Source organism: Neisseriaceae bacterium CLB008 (assembly GCA_041228285.1).
Lineage (GTDB): Bacteria > Pseudomonadota > Gammaproteobacteria > Burkholderiales > Neisseriaceae > JAGNPU01.
Map to the genome: position 1 here is coordinate 693,744 of CP166133.1, position 17,812 is coordinate 711,555.

The following is a 17,812-nucleotide window of genomic DNA, read 5'->3' on the forward strand; positions in this document are numbered from 1 at the left end:
TTGAGCGTGCTCAGCCTATGTTAAGATGCGGCGCTACGGGCTTGGTGGCCGATTTTGATCTGGTTAAACTGTTTTGTGTGCCTCACGATAGGTGTGAGGATGAAAGTGAAAGAAATGACGTTGTTAGAAAAAGATCACTATGTTTTCCACTCTTGTCAGCGCGGTGACGCGAGCAAGCCACCCATTGTGGTGATTGGCAGCGCGCTTTATTATCCACGGTTATTTCAAGATGAGTGTTTTGCTGGTTTTAACCTAATCTTTATTGATCACCGTGGTTTTGTGCAGCCCAAGAGCGATGCCGCCAGCTATAGCTTGGCCGATGTGGTGGATGATATTGAAGCCTTTCGGTTACAACTAGGGCTCGAGAAAATGGTGTTATTGGGTCATTCTGGTCATGGCTTTATGGCCATGGCCTATGCGCAAGCCTATGGTGAACATGTGGCAGGTCTGATTCTGTCGAATTTAGCGCCGACCAACAGCCCTGAGCGGCAAGCAGGCAGCTTAGCCTATTTTGACCAAACGGCCTCGGCGACAAGAAAAGCGCTGTTTGCCGCAGAAATAAGCCACCTGGCGGCCGATATTGAAGCCGATCCAGATCACCGTTTTAGCCACATTAATCGGCGCATGCGCACCCATGCTTTTTATGCTGAAGACTATGCTGGGCCTGATGATTGGGCTGGGGTGGTCAATCATATGCCAGCTTTGGATTACTTATGGGGCGTGGCCTTTGCTGAATTTGATACGGCTGGTTTTTTACGCCAATGGTCAGGCCCGTTGCTGCTGTTATTGTGTGACCATGATTATTTGGTAGGGCCACCATCATTGTGGGATGCCTTGATACAAGAGCAAGAAATCGATTGGCTTAAGTTTCATCAAAGTGGCCATAATCCGATGCTGGAAGAGCCTCAGGCTTATGCCGCGGCTTTGACTGGTTTTATGAGCACTATTTACCTGACTACACGATAAAGGAACATTATGCGTTCATGGTTGTTGGCTTTAGCCGTCATGGGCTGTACGCCTGTGGCGACGCAAGCCACGGAAGACACGTTAACAGAGGCTGCGCCCGTGGTGCTAGAGGCTGCCTTACCAAGTGAGGCTGAAGATGCTTCAGCCCATGCCGTGGCCGGTATTGAAGAGGAAGTGGTTTGGGCTGATGCCGCCAAAGAGGTGACGCTGGATGAGGCCGCGCTACCGCCTGCCGTCGTGGCCTTTGTTGAGTCGCGCGATGCTTGTGAACATTTAATGGGTGAGTTTGTGGGCGATCCTGAGATTGATGGCCCGCGCGGCATTAATCAGCAAATTGAAGCGGCGTGTATCGGTCTAGATGAGCGTTTAACCGCCTTGAAAGCCAAGCATCAAGCTGATGCGGCGGCCATGGCGGTGTTAAATGAATATGAGTTATTGTATTAATGTGGCCTTTTGAAGTAAGAAGACGCCGACCATTAAGGTCGGCGTCTTTTTTAAAATACTCTGGGGCTTAATCCAAGCCCATGGCCTGGGCAATCAGCTTTCTTTTAACCGGGCCCAGCTGATTGGTGAGGCTTAGGCCAGTATTGCGCAGCCACGGCAGCAGCGGCAGGGAATGATTGCCAAACAGTTTAAAGAGGGCATCGCAGCCCATCTGCATGGTGCGTACCGGTTCGAGGCGGCGCTGGGCATATTGGGTCAATAAGGCGCTTTGGCCAGGATCTTTGGCGCCCTTGAGCAGCTGCGCCAGCGTTTGGGCATCGCCAAAGCCTAGATTGACGCCTTGGCCAGCTAGGGGGTGAATGGTGTGGGCGGCGTCGCCCACCAATAGCACCCGTTGTGCCGTGGTGGCTTGAGGGCGGATCAGCCGAAGTTCAAACGCATTGGCGGGGGTAACCACTTTAAGCTGGCCCAGTTTGTGCTGGCCGCGGGCGGCCACAGCGAGGGCTAAGTCTTCGGCGCTCAAGTCGAGCAGCTTTTCAGGCTGAGACGTCGACCACACCATCGACATGTGGCGATTGGGTAGCGGTAAATAGGCTAGGATTTCACCATCTTGAAACCATTGATAGGCCACGCCTTGATGGTCATGCTCACATTGGAAATTGGCCACCACGCCATGGTGATGATAAGGATCCACCTTGATGTCTATGCCTGCTTGCTGGCGGACCCAAGAGTTGGCGCCATCGGCACCGATCACCAGTTTGGCACTGATCTGGTCGCCGTTGTCTAAGGTGAGTGAGGCCTGGTTTAGGTCGGTGCGCAGGCTGGCGCCGCGTTGACCGCTGATGATGGTCACGTTTTGCTTGGCCAATTCGGCCCATAGGCCACTGAGCAGCCAGCGGTTTTCCGCAATCGTGGTCAAGTGGCTGGCGCGTAGGTCGCGGGCGTTGAACTCAATGTGACCGCCTTGATCGCCAAACACGCTCATCTGTGTGACGCTTTGCATGCGCTCGGTGTTGGGCCAAGCATTGAGCTGTTCTAAAAAGCGTTGGTTGCCTGGGCTGATGGCGAAAATACGCGGATCAAAGCCGTGGCTCAGTTGGGCGGGACTTAGGTCGGGCAGGCGCGCTTCCAGCAGCATCACGTGATGGCCGCTGGCCTGTAAGGCCAATGCCGTACTGGCGCCAACGAGGCCGGCACCGACGATTAATATGTCGCAATGAGTGTGTGTGGTCATGGGGCAATACTCCTTGGCTTAAAGGCCGAAAACCAAGTGTTGGCTAAAGCGTTTTCTGAACGCGGGGATGACGTCAAGCGCGCTCATGACCAGGCCGCGGCCGTGGTTCATGAGGGGCGTGTGGCCTTCGAATAAGGTCACTAGGCTGTGGGTGAAGCCGACCACGGCATGGGCGTCGACGCGTCGTTTGGCACCATACTGTTGGCCCAGCTGGGTATTTTTGAGGGCGCCTGCGGGCGCCATCATGGCGGCCAAGGTGAGGGCGTCACGCAGTCCGAGGTTGAGGCCTTGGGCGGCTACGGGGTGCATGGTCTGGGCGGCGTTACCAATGCAGATGACTTTGCCGGTGCTGACCTTGTTCAGTTGTTTGAGCTGTAAGGGGAAGGTGGCTGGTCTGGCCACGTTCAGTAACGGGCCTAGGCGTTGTCCGAATGCAGCTTCAAATTCGGTTTTAAATTCGATCAAGCTGGCCGTTTTTAAACGGGCCGCGTCGGCGCTGCTGCGGGTCCACACCAGACGGTAATTGTCTTGGTAGGGTAGTAAGACAAACGGACCGGCTTCGGCAAAGCGTTCAAAGGCAATGCCGTTTTGAGCCTGAGCGAAGGTCAGCGTTGCCACTAGGGCGGTTTGTTCGTAATTGAATTCGCGTCGCTTTAAGGCTGGCAGCTGCTGGATTAAATGGCCGCCTTCTGCAAGGGTGAGCCAATCGCAGGTTAAAAGTTGTGCTTGCCCCTGATGCTGAAAGCCTAAGCTCGCGTAATGGTCGTTGCTGTGAACGGTGTCCACCGAGGCCTCCCACAGCACGGGCACGCCCTGGGTAATAAGGGCGGCTTCGCAGGCCTGAATCAGGCTGGCGTAGTCAATGACGGCGCCTAGGACGGGTAGATTTAAATCGTCTTGATGAATATGGGTTTTGCCAAAATGATTTTGTTGCGACACATGAACTTGGTGGATGGCGGTAAAAGCGCTCGGCGGTAGGCTCACCCCAGCGTCGCGTAGGGCAGTGAGGCTTAAATACGACAATGCCAAAGTGCGCTGATCGCCTACCACGGTGTTTTGCGCTCGAGCTTCCAGCAGCAGCACCTGTTTGCCTTGCTGATGTAGCTGCAAGGCGAGTAAAGTGCCCACAGGGCCCGCGCCCACGATGGCGACTTGGGTATGGCTGGGTAGGTTCATGCGCAACAGTCCTTCTGACGTAATATAGGCGCTATTCTAATGCAATTTAGGCCTTGGGCACAGGCCATTGTGGCGCTCTCTTGCGCTGGCTCAGACCGGTGTTTGGCTAGATAAGCTGACTAGGACGGCCAGTTGGCTTATTTGCTTAGAAGATTCAATGTGAAGTTGGGTAAATTTTAAGCTTACCTGTTGGGAAAACGTTTTTTGCCCATATATATAGGGCTAAACCAGCGTGAATGGCGCTTGGGTATGCATTAAATCATTGTATTTAATTATTATTTTAACGCTTAACCGTTATTGATCTCTCGTTCATGGTCGGCGCGTATGCGGCCACACACAAGGTTATTTAATCCTATGACAGTTCCTCACCTAACCACCGCCCAAAAAGGGCCATTATTGGCATTAGAGCAATGTATTCTTGATAATCAAGCCACGATTGAAGCTTGGTTTCGCAGTAAGTGGGTGCAGCATCAAACCCCGTTTTATGGTTCGGTTGATTTACGCAACAGCGGTTTTAAATTAGCGCCGGTGGATTTGAATCTATTTCCCGGTGGCTTTAATAACCTGAATACCGAATTATTGCCTTTGGCCGTGGCGGCTGCGCAAAGCGCCGTTGAAAAGGTTTGTCCAGAAGCCAAAAGCGTGTTGATCATTCCTGAAAATCACACTCGTAATACCTATTATTTAGAAAATATTTATGCGCTCAAGCATATTTTGGATCAGGCCGGCTTTAACGTACGTTTTGGCTCGCTGAATCCAGAAGTAACCGAGCCAACAACGTTTAAAACCGCTTTGGATCACGATGTGTTGCTGGAGCCTTTGGTGCGCGTGGGCAATCGTGTGCAATTGGCTGATGGTTTTAACCCTTGTTTGGTTTTGTTGAATAATGATTTATCGGCCGGTACCCCAGCCATCATCGAAAACATTGAGCAGCATGTGTATCCACCGTTACACGGTGGCTGGACCTTCCGTAAGAAAACCCATCATTTTGCTGCCTACGATCAAGTAGCGACCGAGTTTGCCGAGCTGGTGGGCATCGATCCTTGGGTGATCAACCCTTATTTTGAAGGCTGCGCCGGTTTGGACTTCCAGGCGCGTGAAGGTGAAGATGAATTGGCCAGCACGGTAGATCGTGTGCTGGCTAAAATCAAGGCTAAATATGATGAAAATGGTATTCCTGATGAGCCATTTGTGATTGTGAAGGCTGATGCCGGTACGTACGGCATGGGCGTTATGAGCGTTAAATCAGGTGAAGAAGTGCGTGGTTTAAACCGCAAAAACCGCAACAAAATGGCGGTGGTCAAAGAAGGCCTAGAGGTTTCAGAAGTGATCGTCCAAGAAGGGGTGTATACCTTTGAAGAGGTTGATGGCGCCGTAGCTGAGCCCGTGGTGTACATGATGGACCGCTTTGTGATTGGTGGTTTTTACCGCGTCAATAATGGCCGCGGCATCGACGAGAACCTCAACGCCAGCGGCATGCATTTTGTGCCCCTATCGTTTGAATGTGCGGGCTTGCCAGACAAAGACGCCACGCCACACTGTGCGCCGAATCGTTTTTACGCCTACGGCGTGTTGGCACGCTTATCTTTATTGGCGGCGGCCCTCGAGCTTGAGGCCACAGCGCCTCAATCAGCTTAATGATGCTGACCGATGTGTGCTGCGGCCGCATCGGTTTTTTTATTGAAAGGATTCGTCGATGAACGTCCTCTTTATTGCCGACCCATTGAGCGGCTTTAAAATTTACAAAGATTCAACCTATGCCATGATGCGTGAGTTGGCCAAGCGTGGCCATCAGCTGCATCATTGCCTAAGTGGGCAGATGGTGATCGAAGCTGGTCAGGTGATGACCGATGCGACTTTAATCACGCTAGATGCCAGCGTGACCTATGAGGACACCGATCGCAGCTGGTATGCTGAACAATCGGTTAGCCACATGGCCTTGAGCCAATTCGATGCCGTGATTATGCGCACCGACCCCCCGTTTGATTTGGAATACCTATACGCCACGCAGCTGTTGACGCTGGCAGCCAGCCAAGGCGCTAAAGTATTTAATAGTGGGCAGGCCATGCGCGACTTCAACGAGAAGCTGGCGATTTTAAATTTTGCCCAGTTTACCGCACCGACTTTGGTGTCGTCGCAGCAAGAGGCAATCAAAGCCTTTATTGCCGAACACCAAGACGTCATCGTGAAGCCGCTAGACGGCATGGGCGGCAGCGGGATTTTCCGCCTGCGCCAAGGCGATCCTAACGTGGGCAGCGTGTTGGAACTACTGACCCAGATAAGCAGCCGCACCATCATGGCGCAGCGCTACATTCCCGAAATTGTGGCCGGCGACAAGCGCATATTGGTGATTGATGGCGAAGCCATGCCGTATGCTTTGGCACGCATTCCACAGCAGGGGGAAACGCGCGGTAACTTAGCCGCCGGTGGACGAGGGGTGGCGCAGCCCTTGAGTGAGCGTGATTGGGCGATTGCCAAGGCTTTGGGCCCTGAGTTAAAATCACGTGGCATTTTGTTGGCCGGCTTAGACGTCATTGGGGATTACTTAACCGAAGTGAACGTCACCAGCCCAACGTGTTTTCAAGAAATCATGCAGCAAACCGATTGCAACGTGGCCGAATATTTTGTGGATGCGCTCACGCGTCGGGTCGAAAATCAATTATAATCAAACCTTCTGAAATGGCTGAAACAATATGGATCGTCACGATTTAAATACCGAATCGAGCAATGAGTTTAAGGGTAAAACCGGCGTGAAGCGCGTGCTGAACGCCTTTGGCTACTCCAAAGCGGGCATTAAGTTCGCCTGGGAAGAGCAGGGCTTTCGCCAGCTGGTGTACATCAATACGGTTTTGGTGGCCTTGTCTTTTTACTTTAAGTTCGGCAGTGCGACCCAGTCCATTCTGATCTTGGGTTCGGCCCTCACCTTGATGGTTGAGCTATTAAATACCGCAATTGAAGCCTCAGTAGACCACACCTCGCTTAAGCAGCATCCTTTGGCCAAACGCGCCAAGGACACTGCTTCTGCTGCCCAAACCGTTGCCTTGGTGACGCTGTTTATTTTGTGGGCAGCGGCGTTGTGGCGCTATTTTGGCTAAGCACATAAGACAAAGGAGTGTATGCATGAATAAAACCGCAATGGGCTTATTGTTGGCCCTAGGCGTGATGAGTGGCGCTCAAGCCGCCAGCGTGATTGAAGTGGGCCAAGCCTGGAGCCGCATGACGGCACCGAGCGTGCCCATGGGCGCGATTTTTGTGGAATTGAAAAATACGGGCGACGCCGACGATGTTTTGGTATCGGCCACCACGGCACGTAGTCCACAAGTAGAGCTACACACCACCATCGACGACAATGGCGTGATGCGTATGCGTGAAGTGGCTGGTGGCATTGCTTTGCCTAAAGGTCAGACCGTGTCGCTTAAGCCAGGTGGTTATCACATTATGTTGATGAAGCTGCCCAAGCCTTTGGTGTTGAATGATGAGTACCAAGTGACGCTAAAATTCAAGCAAGCACCGAGCCAAACCGTGAACGTTAAAGTGAATAACGGCGTCGGTATGGTGAACGGCATGGCGGCTAAGGCCATGGACCACAGTGGTCATGGCGGTCATTAAGGCTGGGTAAGATGGAAAAAGACCGCATTTAGGCGGTCTTTTTTGTGGCCATCGTTTGGGCTTAACCTTCTGAGTCTTGCAGCAGCCAGTGCTGTAAGGCAATCAAAGTCTTGGCGTCTTGAATCTCATGCGCCGCCAGCGCCGCTTTCACGTCTGCCTTACTCATCAACACCGTTTCCACAAACTCATCTTCATCGGCGCTCAAAGCGCTGTTGGCCACCACATTTTGCGCCTGATATAGGTGTAATACTTCATTGGTGAAGCCTGGGGCGCTAAAGAAGTGGCACACATAGCTGAGGCTGTCGCAGGTATAGGGCGTTTCTTCGGCCAGCTCTCGTTGGGCGCAGTCTAGAGGGTCTTCGCCTATGTGATCGAGTTTACCTGCCGGCACCTCAAGCAGGATTTGTCCCGCCGGATGACGGTATTGGCGCACCAATACCACTTGCTGTTCTGGCGTGGTGGCCAAAATACAGGCCGCGCCATTGTGGTGCACAAATTCACGGGTGGCGGTTTTGCCGTTGGGGAGGGTAACGGTGTCGACGCTCAGGTGGATGATGTTGCCTTTAAAAATCAATTCTCGAGCAACAAAGGTTTCGGTTAACTTCATGCATTGTCCTTAGGATTGGCCAAACACTACGTCTGGTCGCTGTACCGCTAAGGTAATCGCTTGCGTGAGTCGATGCAAGTCTTCTGGGTTCATGACGTAAGGCGGCATGATGTAAATCAGGCGGCCAAAGGGACGAATCCACACCCCTTGTGCCACAAAAAACGCCTGAAGGCTGGCGGTGTGAACCGGCGCCGTGGTTTCAATCACGCCAACGGCACCTAATACCCTGACGTCGGCGACCACGTCGGCATGGGCGCGCAGGGGCAGTAATTCGGTGCGCAGCTGGGCTTCAATGGCGGCCACTTGTTCTGCCCAGGGCTGACTATTGAGCAGGTTTAGGCTGGCTGAGGCCACGGCGCAGGCCAGTGGGTTGCCCATAAAGGTTGGCCCATGCATGAAGCAGCCGGCTTCGCCGTTGCTGATGGTGTCGGCGACGTGGCGGGTGGTGAGGGTGGCCGACAGCGTCATGTAGCCGCCGGTGAGGGCCTTGCCTAGACACATGATGTCGGGGCTGATGTCGGCATGTTGGCAGGCAAATAGCTTCCCTGTGCGGCCAAAGCCGGTGGCGATCTCATCGGCAATCAATAACACGCCGTATTGCTGGCACAGTTCAGCTACCTGCTTTAAATACTGGGGGTGGTAAAAGCGCATGCCGCCCGCGCCCTGAATGATGGGCTCTAAAATTACGGCGGCAAGGCGCGTGTGCTGGGCTAAAAAGGCCTGCTTAAAGGGTTCAAAATCGTGTGGTTGCCATTCGTCGTCAAAACGGCATTGCGGGGCGGTCACGAACAGGTGTGCAGGCAGATAGCCTTGATACAGGCTGTGCATGGAGTTATGGGGATCACACACGCTCATGGCGCCAAAGGTATCGCCGTGGTAGCCGTGTTTTAAGGTCAAAAAGGTTTGGCGGGCGTCACCGCGCGCCTGCCAGTATTGCAAGGCCATTTTCATGGCCACTTCGACCGCCACCGAGCCCGAGTCGGCTAAGAAAACGCATTCTAGCGGCGCTGGCGTCATGGCGACCAGCTGCTGACACAGTGCGATGGCGGGTGGATGGGTGATGCCGCCAAACATGACGTGGGCCATTTGGCCGATTTGGGCGGTAGCGGCCTGGTTTAAGACGGGGTGATTATAGCCGTGGATGGCGGCCCACCATGAGGCCATGCCATCAATCAAGGTGCGTCCATCGTTGAGGGTGAGGCGCACGCCGCTGGCGCTGACGACGGGGTAGGTGGGTAGGGGGTGTGACATCGAGGTATAGGGATGCCAGATGTGTTGGCGATCAAACGCCAACGCAGCAGAAGAAAGATGCATAGTGTGGTCTCGTTATATAGTGAGGATTAAGGTGTAGCCATATAGGTGTTGCCCCGCCATTATAGCCATAAAAGCGCTCAGTGCGCAGCTAGGCGTGGCTAAGAAGTCTTGACAATATGGGGGCAGTAGCGAACACTAAGCACGTTTTTACTATATATATGATTGAAGCGATATGAGTTGGTCTATTAAGATAAACCAAGGATTAGCGCACAAAGAGCAGCAACACACCTATAGAATACGTACGACCCGTTCTGCCTTGTGCCACGGTGCCTCAATCTTGGTTAATCAGCAGCGCTGCCTTAATTTTAGCAGCAATGATTACCTCGGCTTTAGCCAAGATTCAGGACTCATCCAACAGGGCCAAAAGCATTTGGCCCAATATGGTCTCGGAAGCGGTGGTTCGCCTTTATTGGTTGGCCATACCGAGATTCATGCCCAATTAGAAGCTGATTTAGCCCGCTGGCAGGGCTTTGATCGCGCTTTATTATTCATTTCAGGCTTTGCCGCCAACCAAGCGTTGGTGCAGGCGCTATTGGGCGCGGGCGATCGCCTCCTGGCGGATAAGCTCAGTCACGCCTCGATTTTGGAGGCCGCGGTTAATAGCCCCGCTGAGCTGCGTCGTTTTGCCCATAATCAACCGGATCATCTGGCTCAATTGCTGGCCAAGCCTTGTGCGGGCGCCACCATGGTGTTTACCGAAGGGGTGTTCAGCATGGATGGCGATCAGGCGCCGCTGCCGGCCTTAGCCGCCTTGGCGCAGCAGCATGACGCTTTGTTCGTGGTGGACGATGCCCACGGCGTGGGCGTGCTGGGGCCGGAAGGGCGCGGCAGCTGTGCGGCTCAAGGCGTACGCCCAGACGTGCTGGTGTTGACGTTTGGCAAAGCCTTTGGCCTCAGTGGCGCCGCGATTCTGTGTAACGAGGCCACGGCCGAGTATCTGATTCAATATGCCCGTCACTATGTGTACAGCACGGCCATGCCAGCTTTTCAGGCCGCTCTGCTGAGCGACGCCTTAACCAAGCTGCGCTTTGATTCTGAGCCGCAGCAGAGACTACAGCACATCATTCATTATTTTCACACTCAATGGGCGCAAGCGCAGGTGCCGCTGCGGCTGCTGCCCAGCCAAACCGCTATTCAGCCCGTACTCATTGGCAGCAGCGACGAAACCTTGCGCGTTGCGGCACGATTGCGGGCGCAGGGCTTGTGGCTGGGCGCGATTAGGCCGCCGACGGTGCCGCCCCAGCAGGGGCGTTTGCGCTTGACCCTCACGGCTTTGCATAGCGAAGCCGATATTGACGCCTTAGTGAAAGGAATGAAGGATGTGGCCACAGAGTAATCCTGACGCTGTTGCGGCCAAGCAGGCCATAGGCCAGGCGTTTGGCCGCGCAGCAAACACTTATGATGCCCACGCCGCGCTACAGCGCGAGGTCGGTGATCAAGTGAATCAACTTTTGGCGGCCGTGCCGCCAACCTTGACGCATTTATTAGACGTTGGCTGCGGTACTGGCTACATCGCTCGACACTGGCGGTCGTCAGAGACGACCGTAACGGCTTTAGATCTGTCGGCGGCCATGCTGGCCGAGGCGCGTACCCAGCACAGTGCCGACTATTATGTGCAGGCCGATGCAGAGCGGCTGCCGTTTGCCGATGGTGTGTTTGGCGCTTGCAGCAGCAATTTGGCCTTGCAGTGGTGCCGTGATTTAAGGGTGCCGCTGCGAGAGCTGTATCGTGTGTTGGCACCGGGCGGTATGGCTGTGTTCACGACTTTGGTGGCGGGCTCTTTGGGCTCCTTAGATCAAGCCTGGGCCGCCGTTGACGATAGGCGTCACGTGAATGAATTTTTGCCGCTGTCGCGGCTGCGTGCCGATTTGGCGGCGGTTGGTGCAGATCGACAGGCGCATCATGTGCAGCGCCACACCATGTGGTATCCCTCGGTTGTGGCGATGATGCGCGACCTTAAAGGCATCGGCGCCACTCATGTGTACGCTGATCGGCGGCAAGGGCTCATGGGGCGGGGTCAGCTGGCGGCGCTAGAGACAGCGTTGCGGCCGCTGCAGAATGAGCAAAGCTTGTTGCCCTTAAGTTATGATGTTTTTTATGGAGTTTTACAGCGTGATGAACACTTGGTTTGTGACCGGTACTGATACCGAAGTGGGTAAAACCCACAGCAGTTGTGCCCTAATGGCGGCTTTAGCGCAGCAAACTGGCGCCACGGTGGCGGGGTTTAAGCCCGTGGCTTCTGGCAGCGAATGGTGCGATGGCGTCTTGAAAAATGAGGATGCCTTGGCCTTGCAGCAGGCGGCCAATATCTCTTTGAGCTATGCCGAAGTGAATGCCTTGAGTTTAGAGGAGGCTACTGCGCCACACATTGCCAGCGCGGCCGAAGATCGGCCGATTGTGCTGGCCGACTTGAATCAAGGCTTGCGGCACCTGCAGCAAAGAGCCGATTATGTGGTGGTTGAGGGTGCAGGTGGTTGGCATGTGCCGCTGTTGCCCGGCGTGGATTTTGCCGATTGGGTAGTGAGCCAGCGCTTGCCCGTGATTTTAGTGGTGGGGGTGAAGCTGGGCTGCATCAATCATGCTTTATTGACGGCGCATGCGATCATGGATGCAGGCCTGCGCTTAAGCGGTTGGATTGCCAATGAGGTGGTGCCGCCGGGGGCGCGTCAAGCTGAGTATTTGGCCTCTTTACATGCTTTGTTGCCGGCACCGTGTTTGGGCGTGATTGGACATGGCGTATCGCCGCAGGCGGCTGGGCAAGGACTGAATCTTGCGCCTATAATGAGGCCTGATTAAACCAGAATGGTATCGCATGAAACGAAGCGTAAGTGTGTGGCTAGGGCTAATGTGTTTATTGGTCGGGGCTTGGGCGCAGGCAGATGGAGTTAAGGTATGTTATGGCTACGGCTGTCGGCAGCAGGCGCAGGTGGCCGTCTTGCCTGAGCAGGCGGTGAAGCTGGCGCAGTTTTTTAACCAAGTCAGCGACGCGGCCAGTGAACGTGCGGCCATCGCTTTAGCCATGCAGGCGATGTATCAGTTGGCGGGGCAGCACACGCCGATTCACCAGGATAAGGGGCGTAATGTGGCTGATGGCACGGCCGAAGGGCGTATGGACTGTGTGGACCATAGCCAAACCGATACGGAATTTTTACAGTATATGGGGCGCCAAGGATGGTTGCGCCACCATCAAGTATTGGCGCCAGCCTATCGTGCGCCCTGGTTTTTTGATCTGCATTACGCCAGTCAGGTGCTTGATCAAGACAGTGGCCAGGCGTGGGTGATCGATAGCTGGTTTCATGATTTTGGCGCCTTGCCAGAGGTGGTGCCCTTGTCTCAATGGGCTGAAGGCTGGTCGCCAGAGCCACATTAAGTAGGATTAAGCCCCCGGGTGGGGCTGTTGATCCAGAGCTGCAAAACGCAAAAAAGCCTTTGTTTTTCAACAAAGGCTTTTTATGTTCTTGGCGGAGTGGACGGGACTCGAACCCGCGACCCCCGGCGTGACAGGCCGGTATTCTAACCAACTGAACTACCACTCCTAGTGGTGGGTGATGACGGAGTCGAACCGCCGACATCCTGCTTGTAAGGCAGGCGCTCTACCAACTGAGCTAATCACCCTTCCAGTTAAGGAACGCATTAAATCACATCCCCGATCCTTTGGCAAGCAAAATAACAGGCTAAAAATAGAGTGAAAACTTAATTTGATTTTAACTATTTGATATTTATTAATATAAAAGTTGATTTAGGCGTTTTTTTAAATGGGCATGGGAAAAGGTGCTGAAAAATTTAAACGGGTGCGGTATGATTGCCCCTACTTATTTCTATCACGGATGTGCTTACATGAAGCAAGTTTTTCTTGATTTTGAACAGCCAATTGCAGAACTAGAGAACAAAATAGAACAATTGCGCTATGTTCAGGACGATTCAGTGGTTGATATCTCAGAAGACATCGCCCGACTGACCAAAAAAAGCAAAGATTTGACCAAAACGATATTCAGCAAGCTAACCCCTTGGCAAGTCTCACAGGTTTCTCGTCATGCTCAGCGTCCTTATACGCAAGATTACATCGATGCGATGTTTACGGACTATGAAGAACTGCATGGCGATCGTAGCTATGCCGACGATAAGGCCATTATTGGTGGTCTTGCGCGGTTTAACGGCCAAAGCGTGGTGGTGATCGGTCATCAAAAAGGCCGCGACACCAAAGAAAAAATTCGTCGTAATTTCGGCATGCCTCGTCCCGAAGGCTATCGTAAAGCATTGCGTTTGATGAAGCTGGCGGAAAAATTCCAGCTGCCCATCATGACGTTTATTGACACGCCAGGCGCTTACCCTGGTATTGGTGCGGAAGAGCGTGGCCAGTCAGAGGCGATTGGTCGCAACCTATACGAAATGTCACAGTTGAACGTGCCGGTGATCTGTACGGTGATCGGCGAGGGTGGTTCAGGTGGCGCCTTGGCGATTGCCGTGGGCGACTATGTGAACATGCTGCAATACGCAACCTATTCTGTGATTTCACCAGAAGGCTGTGCGTCTATTTTGTGGAAGACGGCTGAAAAAGCCCCTGAGGCAGCAGAAGCGCTGGGCATTACCGCGGATAAGGCGAAAAAGCTGAAGCTGATTGATGCGATTGTGAAAGAGCCTTTGGGCGGCGCCCACCGTAACTATCCTGAAATGATGGTCAGCATGCAGCAAACGTTGGCTGAACAGCTTAAAGAGGCCCAAAGCCTGCCGATTGGTCAACTGTTGACCAAGCGTTTTGACCGCATCATGGCCTACGGTAGCTTTAGTGAAAAATAAACTGTCGCAGACAGTGGCACAGTTTTGGTCAGCCCATCGACGGGCTGATCAGGCTGTGATTGAAATCGCGTTAAGCGGTGGTGTCGACTCGGTCGCGCTGCTGCACGCTTTTGACGGCTTGCAAGCGGAACATGGGTTTCGTTTGCAAGCCGTACACGTTCATCATGGCATCAGCGCCCACGCCGACGCCTGGGCGACTTTTTGTGCCGAGCTGTGCGCGCGCTTTAATGTCCCGCTGCGGGTGGTGCGGGTGGCCTTGGATTTTGACGCCAAAAGTGGCTTAGAGGCCGAGGCGCGGCGAGCACGCTATGAGGCTTTTGCCGCGGGCGACGCTGATGTGGTGGTGTTGGGTCATCATCTAGACGATCAGGTGGAAACTACCCTTGCGAACTTATTGCGCGGTGGCGGGGTGCGTGCGCTGGCAGCGATGCCGCCGGTGCGGGCTTTAGGCGCTAAGGCGTTATGGCGACCTTGCTTGACCTTGCCTAAGGCAGTGTTGCAAGAATACGTACAAAATCAAGGTTTAAGCCACGTTGAGGATGACAGCAACGTTGATCGCCAGTATAAACGCAATTGGGTGCGGCATGAGTTGCTGCCGATGCTGGGGCAGTATTTGCCGCATGCGCCGCAGCACATTCTCAGAACCACCGAATTGATGCAAGAGACGCTCAGTATTTTGGATGAGGTCTTGCAAGCAGATAGCCGTTTGGTGTGTCCCGACGGCGTGTTTTATTATGGCCCGTGGCAAGCATTAAGCCCGGCCAGACAGCATCAGCTGTTATTGCATTTCGTGACGACCGCGGGATTAGGGACCCCGCGGCCGGACAGTCTGCATGATTTTGCCCAACAGCTACGCCGTATTGGTGCAGGGCAGATGGATTGGCGTTTGCCCAAGGGCCGCGTCTATGCCTATCAGGGCCGGCTATATGTTGTGCCTCAAGCAGATTTATGGCGGCTTCAGCCTTGGGCTGAAGAAACGCTGGCAGATATTGCCGCCCAAACCTATGGCGAAGGGACGCTGACTTGGATAGCAGCGGATAAAGGCTTGCCTTTAGCGCGTATCCAAGAGGGTTTAACGCTGAGGGCGCGCGTGTCCACCGACAAAATACACACAACCATTGGACATAAAAATGTGAAGCGTGTGCTGCAAGAAAAAGGCGTACCGCCTTTTTTGAGAACGTACTGGCCGGTGCTGGTTGACGCAGAAGATCAGTGCGTCGCCGTGTGCGGCTTGTGGGTTGCAGCAAAGGACACGATTGAGCATGGCTATTTACCACGGGGATGGTTGGATTGATTGCATTAAAAATGAACCATTTAGAATGGATGCAGTCGTAGAGGTGTACACCTTTGCATGCTGCTATAAAATAGAAAGAAAGCAGAGATTATGAGTGATCGAAACATCGATCAGGCTTTGGTGGAACGAGCGCAAAAGGGTGAGAAAAGAGCATTTGAGCTCTTGGTGGCGAAATACCAACGACGCTTAAAACGACTTTTGTCACGCTTTATTCGCGATGAGCATGAAGTGGATGATGTGGTCCAAGAGGCCTTCATCAAGGCTTATCGTGCGCTGCCGAATTTTCGCGGCGACAGCGCTTTTTATACGTGGTTGTATCGTATCGGTATTAATACCGCCAAGAATTTTTTGGCCACCTCTGGGCGTCGTCCGATGATTTCCAGCGAAGTGGCCAATGAAGATGGTGAATCGTTAGATTTAATCGATCAAATGCCTGATTACAATACGCCAGAGACAATGTTGGCCAATAAGCAGATTCTGCAAACCGTTGAAGCTGCCGTGGCCAAATTGCCCGAGGATTTGAATCGAGCCATTACGCTTCGTGAAATTGAAGGCCTGAGTTATGAAGAAATTGCAGAAGTAATGGATTGTCCTATCGGCACCGTGCGTTCGCGGATTTTCCGTGCGCGTGAGGTCATTGCCAAAGACTTGCGTCCGCTTTTGGACACAGCAGAAAACCGTAGGTGGTAAGAAAATGAAATCTGAACATTTGGAAACCCTATCAGCTTTGATGGATGATGAGTTAGATGCCCGAGAATCTCAAGCTTTTGTGGATCGGCTCTTGGCCGACCCTGAGGCTCAGGCTTCGTGGTTGTCGTATCATGTGGTGAAAGACAGCATGCAAAAAACCGACTGCAGCAGTAATGGTCGTTTGTTTGCGTCTATTTGCGCCCAATTAGATGAAGAGCCCACCGTGCGCACGAGCATGCCGGTGGCGCCTGCTCGCCTGAAGTCTGCGGCTAATCAGTGGTTCCGTGGTTTCTCCGTGGCTGCCAGCGTGCTGGTGGCGGCGGTGGCCATGTGGCAAATGTGGCCTACGTCACAAACCCAAATGGGCGATGATGCTGGCCTCTTGGCCTCAAGCACGGCACCTGCTGCCTCTGCTGCTGCGCCCCAGGGCACGGTCATGAGCGTGAGCCAAAACTTGGGCGTGAACCAAAGCGTGGGTACTGAGCCACGTGCCGGCGATGCTTTGCCTCTGTATGCCGTACCGGCCAATACACGTAGCCAAGATTATTTGAATAATCCGTATTTACGTGCCCATCAAGAGGTGTTGAATCAGCCTCAGGATGAGTGGGTGAGCGTGTCCTTGCAGCAAGAGGGGCAACGTTAAATGTGGATGCGTGTATTTTTACTCAGCACCTTGATGTGGTCGGCCAACGTTTACGCAGCTTCGGCTAAGGGTGACGTTTGGCGCGACCTAGGCTTGGCGGCAAAAGCCGTCAACAACCAAAGTTTTTCTGGCGTGTATCTGCGCCAAACCAAGCAAGGTTTAGAGACTTACCAGGTCTACCGTGTGGTCAATAAGCAAGGCTTGCGTGAGCGCCGTGTGGCGAACGACGGGATCGACCGTGAAATGCTGCGCCACAACCGTCAATTGCAGTATTTTTCGGAAAGCGAAAAAGGCTTGAAGCTGTTGCGTCTAGGCGCTTTGCGTCAGTTTCCTGCGGCTTTACCGAGTAATCCTAAGCTGTTAGATGATGCCTATGCTGTGACGGTTGGCGAAATGGCTCGCGTGGCCAATCGCGCCTGCCGCTGGTATCGGGTGACGCCTAAGCACAACGATCGCTATCGACAAGACTTTTGCCTCGACAGCAAAAACTATTTCCCCCTGAAGCAAGTGTTGATTCGCGGCAATCATGAGGTTGTGGAGCAAAGCACCTTTAGCCAAATCACCTTCGGTACGCCCGATGCCGTACTGCTGAAAATTGATCCGCGCCTGAATTTATTGGATAAAGGCACGTTGCCGCCAACGATTAGCCAAGCCCAGCTGCAAAAAATGAAGCAGCAGCAGCGCAACAGTAAAGACCCACGCATCAGCGGCTTGCCGCCTGGATTCGTGGTGTTGATGGCGCGTGATCTGGGTAAAACCGGCAGTCACTACTTACTCAGCGATGCCTTGGTTAAAGTGTCGGTGTTTGTGGAGCAAACGCAGGACGGTAAGCCTAATTTAGAAGGTCATGAGATCAACGGTGGCCTGTCGATGGGCATTGTTCAAAAAGACAATTGGCGCCTCACCGCCGTGGGCGACGTCCCTTCGGATAAGCTGGAATCCTATCTTGGTCAGCTAAGAGTTTTGCACTGACGCTTTGTGCCGGTTGCCAAACGCCGATAATGTGCCTAAAGTAGCCTGCTATTTTAGGCATTTTTT

General features: G+C 53.5%; 19 protein-coding genes and 2 tRNA genes. 15 read left to right on the forward strand and 6 right to left on the reverse strand.

The window, feature by feature from the left end; translation table 11 throughout:
• The first annotated feature begins 99 nt into the window (after nt 1–99).
• Both AB8Q18_03035 and AB8Q18_03040 read left to right on the forward strand, forming a co-directional pair.
• Nucleotides 100–966 (forward strand): alpha/beta fold hydrolase, encoded by an 867-nt coding sequence (locus AB8Q18_03035; protein XDZ52035.1) that lies wholly within the window; start codon nt 100–102, stop codon nt 964–966.
• 9 nt (nt 967–975) lie between these two features.
• Nucleotides 976–1,410, forward strand: a complete 435-nt coding sequence (locus tag AB8Q18_03040) for a hypothetical protein (GenBank protein ID XDZ52036.1) — start codon at nt 976–978, stop codon at nt 1,408–1,410.
• Between the two features lie 67 nt (nt 1,411–1,477).
• On the opposite strand, the gene AB8Q18_03045 is transcribed toward AB8Q18_03040, so the two are convergent.
• Together AB8Q18_03045 and AB8Q18_03050 are read right to left on the reverse strand one after the other, a co-directional pair.
• On the reverse strand, nt 1,478–2,644 hold the full coding sequence (locus AB8Q18_03045; protein XDZ52037.1) for a UbiH/UbiF family hydroxylase: 1,167 nt from the start codon (nt 2,642–2,644) through the stop codon (nt 1,478–1,480).
• 18 nt (nt 2,645–2,662) lie between these two features.
• Nucleotides 2,663–3,820: an FAD-dependent monooxygenase gene (locus AB8Q18_03050; protein ID XDZ52038.1), complete on the reverse strand. Its 1,158-nt coding sequence runs from the start codon at nt 3,818–3,820 to the stop codon at nt 2,663–2,665.
• Between the two features lie 354 nt (nt 3,821–4,174).
• On the opposite strand from AB8Q18_03050, the gene gshA reads away from it, so the two are divergent.
• Genes gshA through AB8Q18_03070 form a run of 4 tightly spaced genes read left to right on the forward strand, consistent with a single transcriptional unit; the run spans nt 4,175 to nt 7,429 of the window.
• On the forward strand, nt 4,175–5,458 hold the full coding sequence (gshA, locus tag AB8Q18_03055; GenBank protein ID XDZ52039.1) for a glutamate--cysteine ligase: 1,284 nt from the start codon (nt 4,175–4,177) through the stop codon (nt 5,456–5,458).
• 58 nt (nt 5,459–5,516) lie between these two features.
• Entirely contained in the window at nt 5,517–6,485 is a 969-nt protein-coding gene (gshB, locus tag AB8Q18_03060; GenBank protein XDZ52040.1) for a glutathione synthase, read from the forward strand.
• 28 nt (nt 6,486–6,513) lie between these two features.
• Nucleotides 6,514–6,915, forward strand: a complete 402-nt coding sequence (locus AB8Q18_03065; GenBank protein XDZ52041.1) for a diacylglycerol kinase — start codon at nt 6,514–6,516, stop codon at nt 6,913–6,915.
• A 25-nt stretch (nt 6,916–6,940) separates the two neighbouring features.
• On the forward strand, nt 6,941–7,429 hold the full coding sequence (locus tag AB8Q18_03070; protein ID XDZ52042.1) for a copper chaperone PCu(A)C: 489 nt from the start codon (nt 6,941–6,943) through the stop codon (nt 7,427–7,429).
• 61 nt (nt 7,430–7,490) lie between these two features.
• On the opposite strand, the gene AB8Q18_03075 is transcribed toward AB8Q18_03070, so the two are convergent.
• Together AB8Q18_03075 and bioA are read right to left on the reverse strand one after the other, a co-directional pair.
• A complete protein-coding gene (locus AB8Q18_03075; GenBank protein ID XDZ52043.1) occupies nt 7,491–8,036 on the reverse strand; it encodes an NUDIX hydrolase in 546 nt (181 codons plus the stop codon).
• A 9-nt stretch (nt 8,037–8,045) separates the two neighbouring features.
• Nucleotides 8,046–9,350 (reverse strand): adenosylmethionine--8-amino-7-oxononanoate transaminase, encoded by a 1,305-nt coding sequence (gene bioA / locus AB8Q18_03080; protein XDZ52044.1) that lies wholly within the window; start codon nt 9,348–9,350, stop codon nt 8,046–8,048.
• Nucleotides 9,351–9,522: 172 nt separating this feature from the next.
• On the opposite strand from bioA, the gene AB8Q18_03085 reads away from it, so the two are divergent.
• Genes AB8Q18_03085 through AB8Q18_03100 form a run of 4 tightly spaced genes read left to right on the forward strand, consistent with a single transcriptional unit; the run spans nt 9,523 to nt 12,720 of the window.
• Nucleotides 9,523–10,686 carry an 8-amino-7-oxononanoate synthase gene (locus AB8Q18_03085; protein XDZ52045.1) on the forward strand — a complete coding sequence of 388 codons (1,164 nt, stop codon included), beginning with the start codon at nt 9,523–9,525 and terminating at the stop codon, nt 10,684–10,686.
• Nucleotides 10,670–11,494 (forward strand): malonyl-ACP O-methyltransferase BioC, encoded by an 825-nt coding sequence (bioC, locus tag AB8Q18_03090; protein ID XDZ52046.1) that lies wholly within the window; start codon nt 10,670–10,672, stop codon nt 11,492–11,494. Before AB8Q18_03085 ends, bioC begins: the two co-directional genes overlap by 17 nt.
• Nucleotides 11,466–12,146, forward strand: coding sequence for a dethiobiotin synthase (bioD, locus tag AB8Q18_03095; protein XDZ52047.1), 681 nt, complete (start codon nt 11,466–11,468; stop codon nt 12,144–12,146). The genes bioC and bioD overlap by 29 nt, the downstream gene beginning before the upstream one ends.
• A gap of 16 nt (nt 12,147–12,162) precedes the next feature.
• On the forward strand, nt 12,163–12,720 hold the full coding sequence (locus tag AB8Q18_03100; protein ID XDZ52048.1) for a hypothetical protein: 558 nt from the start codon (nt 12,163–12,165) through the stop codon (nt 12,718–12,720).
• Nucleotides 12,721–12,809: 89 nt separating this feature from the next.
• Here AB8Q18_03100 and AB8Q18_03105 read toward each other — a convergent pair.
• Together AB8Q18_03105 and AB8Q18_03110 are read right to left on the reverse strand one after the other, a co-directional pair.
• Nucleotides 12,810–12,886, reverse strand: a tRNA-Asp gene (locus AB8Q18_03105).
• 3 nt (nt 12,887–12,889) lie between these two features.
• Nucleotides 12,890–12,965, reverse strand: a tRNA-Val gene (locus AB8Q18_03110).
• A gap of 222 nt (nt 12,966–13,187) precedes the next feature.
• Here AB8Q18_03110 and AB8Q18_03115 point away from each other — a divergent pair.
• The 5 genes from AB8Q18_03115 to AB8Q18_03135 all read left to right on the forward strand — a co-directional run bounded on the left by AB8Q18_03115 (nt 13,188) and on the right by AB8Q18_03135 (nt 17,746).
• Nucleotides 13,188–14,147: an acetyl-CoA carboxylase carboxyltransferase subunit alpha gene (locus AB8Q18_03115; GenBank protein XDZ52049.1), complete on the forward strand. Its 960-nt coding sequence runs from the start codon at nt 13,188–13,190 to the stop codon at nt 14,145–14,147.
• Nucleotides 14,137–15,441, forward strand: coding sequence for a tRNA lysidine(34) synthetase TilS (tilS, locus tag AB8Q18_03120; GenBank protein ID XDZ52050.1), 1,305 nt, complete (start codon nt 14,137–14,139; stop codon nt 15,439–15,441). Before AB8Q18_03115 ends, tilS begins: the two co-directional genes overlap by 11 nt.
• Nucleotides 15,442–15,531: 90 nt before the next feature.
• Nucleotides 15,532–16,131: an RNA polymerase sigma factor RpoE gene (gene rpoE, locus AB8Q18_03125; protein ID XDZ52051.1), complete on the forward strand. Its 600-nt coding sequence runs from the start codon at nt 15,532–15,534 to the stop codon at nt 16,129–16,131.
• A gap of 4 nt (nt 16,132–16,135) precedes the next feature.
• The gene (locus AB8Q18_03130) at nt 16,136–16,774 is read left to right on the forward strand and encodes a sigma-E factor negative regulatory protein (protein XDZ52052.1); all 639 of its coding nucleotides are present in this window, start codon (nt 16,136–16,138) and stop codon (nt 16,772–16,774) included.
• Nucleotides 16,775–17,746 (forward strand): MucB/RseB C-terminal domain-containing protein, encoded by a 972-nt coding sequence (locus AB8Q18_03135; protein XDZ52053.1) that lies wholly within the window; start codon nt 16,775–16,777, stop codon nt 17,744–17,746. It abuts the gene before it with no gap.
• Nucleotides 17,747–17,812: the final 66 nt, after the last annotated feature.

Bases quoted from the DNA above. Each gene is read 5' to 3' on its own strand.
- AB8Q18_03050 (XDZ52038.1), bottom strand. From the start codon at position 3,820: ATGAACCTACCCAGCCATACCCAAGTCGCCATCGTGGGCGCGGGCCCT.
- bioD (XDZ52047.1), top strand. From the start codon at position 11,466: ATGAACACTTGGTTTGTGACCGGTACTGATACCGAAGTGGGTAAAACC.
- AB8Q18_03035 (XDZ52035.1), top strand. From the start codon at position 100: ATGAAAGTGAAAGAAATGACGTTGTTAGAAAAAGATCACTATGTTTTC.
- AB8Q18_03130 (XDZ52052.1), top strand. From the start codon at position 16,136: ATGAAATCTGAACATTTGGAAACCCTATCAGCTTTGATGGATGATGAG.
- AB8Q18_03085 (XDZ52045.1), top strand. From the start codon at position 9,523: ATGAGTTGGTCTATTAAGATAAACCAAGGATTAGCGCACAAAGAGCAG.
- gshA (XDZ52039.1), top strand. From the start codon at position 4,175: ATGACAGTTCCTCACCTAACCACCGCCCAAAAAGGGCCATTATTGGCA.
- AB8Q18_03040 (XDZ52036.1), top strand. From the start codon at position 976: ATGCGTTCATGGTTGTTGGCTTTAGCCGTCATGGGCTGTACGCCTGTG.
- bioC (XDZ52046.1), top strand. From the start codon at position 10,670: ATGTGGCCACAGAGTAATCCTGACGCTGTTGCGGCCAAGCAGGCCATA.
- rpoE (XDZ52051.1), top strand. From the start codon at position 15,532: ATGAGTGATCGAAACATCGATCAGGCTTTGGTGGAACGAGCGCAAAAG.
- AB8Q18_03100 (XDZ52048.1), top strand. From the start codon at position 12,163: ATGAAACGAAGCGTAAGTGTGTGGCTAGGGCTAATGTGTTTATTGGTC.
- AB8Q18_03115 (XDZ52049.1), top strand. From the start codon at position 13,188: ATGAAGCAAGTTTTTCTTGATTTTGAACAGCCAATTGCAGAACTAGAG.
- AB8Q18_03075 (XDZ52043.1), bottom strand. From the start codon at position 8,036: ATGAAGTTAACCGAAACCTTTGTTGCTCGAGAATTGATTTTTAAAGGC.
- AB8Q18_03070 (XDZ52042.1), top strand. From the start codon at position 6,941: ATGAATAAAACCGCAATGGGCTTATTGTTGGCCCTAGGCGTGATGAGT.
- AB8Q18_03065 (XDZ52041.1), top strand. From the start codon at position 6,514: ATGGATCGTCACGATTTAAATACCGAATCGAGCAATGAGTTTAAGGGT.
- bioA (XDZ52044.1), bottom strand. From the start codon at position 9,350: ATGCATCTTTCTTCTGCTGCGTTGGCGTTTGATCGCCAACACATCTGG.
- AB8Q18_03135 (XDZ52053.1), top strand. From the start codon at position 16,775: ATGTGGATGCGTGTATTTTTACTCAGCACCTTGATGTGGTCGGCCAAC.
- gshB (XDZ52040.1), top strand. From the start codon at position 5,517: ATGAACGTCCTCTTTATTGCCGACCCATTGAGCGGCTTTAAAATTTAC.
- AB8Q18_03045 (XDZ52037.1), bottom strand. From the start codon at position 2,644: ATGACCACACACACTCATTGCGACATATTAATCGTCGGTGCCGGCCTC.